General features: G+C 68.2%; 5 protein-coding genes. 4 read left to right on the forward strand and 1 reads right to left on the reverse strand.

Annotated features, from left to right (window positions below; translation table 11 throughout):
- Positions 1-82 precede the first annotated feature (82 nt).
- Positions 83-403 carry a DUF4352 domain-containing protein gene (locus AX669_RS13255; protein ID WP_156444919.1) on the forward strand — a complete coding sequence of 107 codons (321 nt, stop codon included), beginning with the start codon at positions 83-85 and terminating at the stop codon, positions 401-403.
- Positions 404-664: 261 nt separating this feature from the next.
- Positions 665-1,099 (forward strand): lipoprotein, encoded by a 435-nt coding sequence (locus AX669_RS03825; RefSeq protein ID WP_006946077.1) that lies wholly within the window; start codon positions 665-667, stop codon positions 1,097-1,099.
- Positions 1,100-1,273: 174 nt separating this feature from the next.
- Here the strand turns inward: AX669_RS03825 and AX669_RS03830 are convergent, their stop codons facing one another.
- Positions 1,274-1,909, reverse strand: a complete 636-nt coding sequence (locus tag AX669_RS03830; protein WP_369815056.1) for a GNAT family N-acetyltransferase — start codon at positions 1,907-1,909, stop codon at positions 1,274-1,276.
- Between the two features lie 340 nt (positions 1,910-2,249).
- On the opposite strand from AX669_RS03830, the gene AX669_RS03835 reads away from it, so the two are divergent.
- Both AX669_RS03835 and AX669_RS03840 read left to right on the forward strand, forming a co-directional pair.
- Positions 2,250-3,827 carry a carboxyl transferase domain-containing protein gene (locus AX669_RS03835; protein WP_062256720.1) on the forward strand — a complete coding sequence of 526 codons (1,578 nt, stop codon included), beginning with the start codon at positions 2,250-2,252 and terminating at the stop codon, positions 3,825-3,827.
- Positions 3,828-3,832: 5 nt separating this feature from the next.
- Positions 3,833-5,050 (forward strand): acetyl/propionyl/methylcrotonyl-CoA carboxylase subunit alpha (locus tag AX669_RS03840; protein WP_156444920.1); only part of this gene is annotated, 1,218 nt, incomplete at its 3' end.

A 5,050-nucleotide genomic window follows, 5' to 3' on the forward strand; every position in this document is an offset into this window, starting at 1 on the left:
CTTCCATCATCCGGGAGACCTCGACCCCTACCCGGCCACCGACGCGCTCAACCGATTACACCCTCGTTCGTGAAGAGCCACCATCTCGAAGCCTCAGCCCTTTCAACCGTCTCCCTACGCAGCCTCTGACACCAAGTTCAAGAAGTTCGTCATCGTCGATGTCACGTTGAAGAACGGATCTAAAGAGCCCTACAACGCCATGACGCTCACGACCACAGCCACGAGCGGAGATAAGCAATCCGACGGGGCCTTCGACACCGAGAAGGGCGTTGATCTGCCCACCGCTGACATTCTCCCCGGCAAGACGCTCACTTGGAAGCAGGCCTACGGTGTCGACGCCACGGGCGACCTCGTCATCGCGGTTGAAAACGGCTTTGGCAACGCAAAGGGCTATTACAAATAGGACAGCGCCCCGACGGGGTTGGACAAGATCACTGCGGCGGCGCTGATCATCACGGTACAGCCGCCTCTCATACGGAACTACTGCGGCGCCCCGTGAACTCGGAAGGGGACGGAGGGCCTCAGCGTCCGTTATCCCGGTTCATCCTTAAGCCACCACATCGGCGCAAGCCCCGGACATGAGAGGTCCCTGCCGTGCGTGACGAGTTGGACACAAGCATGACCAGCGAGACTTAAGCCAGGGAACTCAGCCTAAGGTCGATCTATGAACAAGACCAGCCTCCTCGCACTGACTGCCGTTCTCGCCCTCGCCGGTTGCTCGAGCAACGACACCGACAAGGCCGAGGACGCCGCAACCAGTGCTGCGTCGCAGGCCACGAGCGCGGTGGCGAGCGCAGGCTCCGCAGCATCGAGCGCAGCCGGCGATGCCAGCTCCAAGGCCGTCGGGGCACAGGCCGAGCCGTTCACCATGCCCGACGAGACCGGCAAGACCTTGCAAGCCGCGCAGGACGACGTGCAGCGGGTCTCCGGCAACCCGCTCTACGTCTCGCACTCGGACGACGCGCTCGGCACGAGCCGCCCCCAACTGCTCGACAAGCACTGGAAGGTCTGCTCACAGACCCCTGCCGCCGGAACCGAGGTCAAGGACGGCGTCGACGTGCGGTTCAAGACCGTCAAGCTCGACGAAACCTGCCCCTGACGCAGGGCACCGGCGCCCGGCACCGGGTGCCGCGTTATGCCGGTCATGCCGCCACAGCGCAGAAGCGAACTGCGGCACCCCGTCAAGAAACGACACTGCGGCTCACACGCGCCGCGCGAGTCGGCCGTGTTCGTGGCTACCCCTTCAAACGCGATGGCGCGACACGCCCGGCCGTCACCCCAGGCGCGCGAACGGCTCGGGGTAGGTGAAGACGCCGCGGGCCCCGGCATACGCGGGGCTCGCGGCGTCACCGTCGCACCCCCAGCCGCTCGCGAGAGGACGCGCCTGGAAGAACTCGCCCCATGCCGGGTCTGCGCTGATGCCGAGATCCGCAGCCGGTACGAAACCGAACCGCGAGTAATAGCCCGGCTCACCCAGCAGGACGACGACGCTCGCGCCCGCCTGGCGAGCAGCGTCCAGAGTCGCCTCCATCAACCGCGACCCGATGCCCTGACCCTGCCTCGACGGCTCGACCGACAACGGCCCCAGCCCGAGCGTCGGCGCCCCGTCGAGGTCACCCCCGGTCGCCATCACGTGCCCGACGATTCTGTCCCCATCGAGTGCGACGAACGCGAACCTCGGGTCGTACGAAGCCGATTCGCGAAGCCAGCCTACGAGCGTCGCCTCACCGGGAGCCCGACGCACCGGCGACGGCATCGACGCCGACGCCAGACTCGACGCCTGCGCCGCGCTCTGGTCGGACGACCCGCAGGCCGCACCCCCGAGCGTCACGACGAGCGTCGCTCCCGCTCCCACAGCCGCCCGTCGCCACGACTGAGCATGATTCGTGAATTCATCCCTGCGAGTCATCAGATCCCCCTGGTCCCCCGCGGCCGTCGCAGCCTCGACGGCCGCCGCCAACCGGCCGCGCACATGCGCACCTCACTCACCAGGACGCTCGCCTCGCCGACTCGTAAAGCCCTTGGCACGAATGCGACACGGACGGTTGACGACGCCAGCCGCCACAAGCGGCCCACCGCCCACCGCTCACTGCGACGACTCCCGCCACGTGCTCGGGCGAGGACACCCGGGCAGACCTCCCCGCTCACCACACTTGAGTTAATTGTGATTAACTGAATGCGCGAGTGACGCAGGTCACCTGATCGCTCGCACCGACCCGTCCCACCGACGTCACGGGGTGAGCGAACGCATGGCCTTCGACCAAGCCGCCAACCGAGCCGAGCATCTGCGCCTGCTCGACGATCTGAACGACAAGCTGGCCCGCGCTGCGAAGGGTGGCAGCGACAAGTCGCGCGAGCGCCACGTCGCCCGCGGCAAGCTGTTGCCGCGCGACCGCGTCGAGACGCTGCTCGATCCGGGCAGCCCGTTCATCGAGCTCGCGCCCCTCGCCGCCGACGGCATGTACGACGACGAGTGCCCCGGCGCCGGCGTCATCGGCGGTATCGGCCGCGTCGAGGGTCGCGAGTGCGTCATCGTCGCGAACGACGCGACCGTCAAGGGCGGCACGTACTACCCGATGACGGTGAAGAAGCACCTGCGCGCGCAGGAGATCGCGCGCGAGAACAACCTGCCGTGCATCTACCTCGTCGACTCCGGCGGAGCGTTCCTGCCCAAGCAGGACGACGTGTTCCCCGACCGCGACCACTTCGGCCGCATCTTCTACAACCAGGCGACGCTGTCGGCGAAGGGCATTCCACAGATCGCCGCCGTCATGGGTTCGTGCACCGCCGGCGGCGCCTACGTGCCCGCGATGAGCGACGAGACCGTCATCGTGCGCGAGCAGGGCACGATCTTCCTCGGCGGCCCGCCGCTGGTGAAGGCTGCGACGGGCGAGGTCGTCACGGCCGAGGATCTCGGTGGCGGCGACCTGCACTCGAAGGTCTCCGGCGTCACCGACCACCTCGCCGATGACGACCACGACGCACTGATGAAGGTGCGCAGCATCGTCAGCACGCTCGGGCCGAAGCCCGAAACCCCTTGGCGCACCGTGGAACCGCGCGACGCCGTGCATGATCAGGAACGCCTCTACGACGTCGTCCCCGTCGACCTGCGCACACCGTACGACGTGCACGATGTCATCGAGACGATCGTCGACGCCGGCGAGTTCCACGAGTTCAAGGCCGAGTACGGCAAGACGCTCGTCACCGGGTTCGCGCACATCCACGGCCACCCCGTCGCGATCATCGCGAACAACGGCGTGCTGTTCGGCGAATCCGCGCAGAAGGGCGCGCACTTCATCGAGCTTGCCGACAAGCGCAAGACGCCGCTGCTGTTCCTGCAGAACATCACCGGTTTCATGGTGGGCCGCGAGTACGAGGCCGGGGGCATCGCCAAGCACGGCGCGAAGATGGTGACGGCCGTCGCCTGCGCGCGCGTACCGAAGTTCACCGTCGTCATCGGCGGCAGCTACGGTGCCGGCAACTACTCGATGTGCGGGCGCGCCTACTCGCCGCGATTCCTGTGGATGTGGCCCAACGCGCGCATCAGCGTCATGGGCGGTGAACAGGCCGCGAGCGTGCTCGCGACGGTGCGCGGCGACCAGCTCGAAGCCGCCGGCACCCCGTGGAGCGACGACGACGCCGAGACGTTCAAGGCCCCGATCCGCGAGCAGTACGAGACGCAGGGCAACCCCTACTACTCGACCGCCCGCCTCTGGGACGACGGCGTCATCGACCCCGCCTCCACCCGCGACCTCGTCGGACTCGCCCTCGAGGCCTGCTCCGGCACCGACCTGCCCGACGTCAGCTACGGCGTCTTCCGGATGTGAGTGAGATGACCTCGAACACGACCTCCGCCCCCGACACGAACGTCGAGAAGCGCGACATCGCAACGGTTCTCATCGCCAACCGCGGCGAGATCGCCGTCCGCGTCATGCGCACGCTGCGCCGCATGGGCATCCGCAGCGTCGCCGTCTACACCGACGCCGACGCGAGCGCGCTGCACGTGCGCGAAGCCGACGTCGCCATCAACCTGGACCGTCTCGACGTTGCGCGCGGTGACGCCAGCGCCCCGGTTCGCACGAACTACCTCAGCATCCCCGCCGTCATCGAGGCGTGCCGCATCAGTGGCGCCGACGGCGTGCACCCGGGCTACGGGTTCCTGTCGGAGAACACCGCGTTCGCGGCTGCGTGCGAGGAGGCGGGCATCGCCTTCCTCGGCCCCGGCAGCCGCGCCATCGAGACGATGGGCGACAAGATCACGGCGAAGACAGCCGTCAGCGCGTTCGACGTGCCCGTCGTGCCCGGCCTCGCCCGATCCGGCCTGAGTGACGACGAGCTCGTCGCGGCCGCGAGCGAGGTCGGTTTCCCCGTCCTCATCAAGCCGAGCGCCGGCGGCGGCGGCAAGGGCATGCACGTCGTCGAGCGTGCCGAGGACATGGCCGACGCCGTCGCGCGCGCCCGTCGGGAGGCCGCCTCGAGCTTCGGCGACGACACGCTGTTCCTCGAACGGTTCGTGCTGCGCCCGCGGCACATCGAGGTGCAGGTCATCGCGGACAAGCACGGCAACGTCGTGCATCTCGGCGAGCGCGAGTGCTCGCTGCAGCGCCGTCACCAGAAGGTCATCGAAGAGGCACCGTCACCGCTGCTCGACGACGCCACGCGTGCACGAATCGGCGAAGCGGCCTGCAACACAGCACGATCCGTCGACTACGTCGGTGCGGGGACGGTCGAGTTCATCGTCAGCGCCGACGCGCCCGACGAGTTCTTCTTCATGGAGATGAACACGCGCCTACAGGTCGAGCACCCCGTCACCGAACTCGTCACCGGCCTCGACCTCGTCGAGTGGCAGGTGCGCGTGGCCGCCGGTGAGCCGCTCGGGTTCACGCAGGACGACGTGACGCTGACGGGCCACGCCATCGAGGCGCGCGTGTACGCCGAGGACCCGGCGCGCGGCTTCCTACCCACCGGCGGCGAGGTCATCTCGCTGTCCGAGCCGACGGGCGCCGGGGTGCGCGTCGACTCGGGGTTGCGCGTCGGCACGATCGTCGGC

It is taken from the genome of Dermacoccus sp. CCH2-D9, from assembly GCF_001556795.1.
GTDB lineage: Bacteria > Actinomycetota > Actinomycetes > Actinomycetales > Dermatophilaceae > Dermacoccus > Dermacoccus nishinomiyaensis.

Bases quoted from the DNA above. Each gene is read 5' to 3' on its own strand.
- AX669_RS03825 (WP_006946077.1), top strand. From the start codon at position 665: ATGAACAAGACCAGCCTCCTCGCACTGACTGCCGTTCTCGCCCTCGCC.
- AX669_RS03830 (WP_369815056.1), bottom strand. From the start codon at position 1,909: ATGACTCGCAGGGATGAATTCACGAATCATGCTCAGTCGTGGCGACGG.
- AX669_RS03835 (WP_062256720.1), top strand. From the start codon at position 2,250: ATGGCCTTCGACCAAGCCGCCAACCGAGCCGAGCATCTGCGCCTGCTC.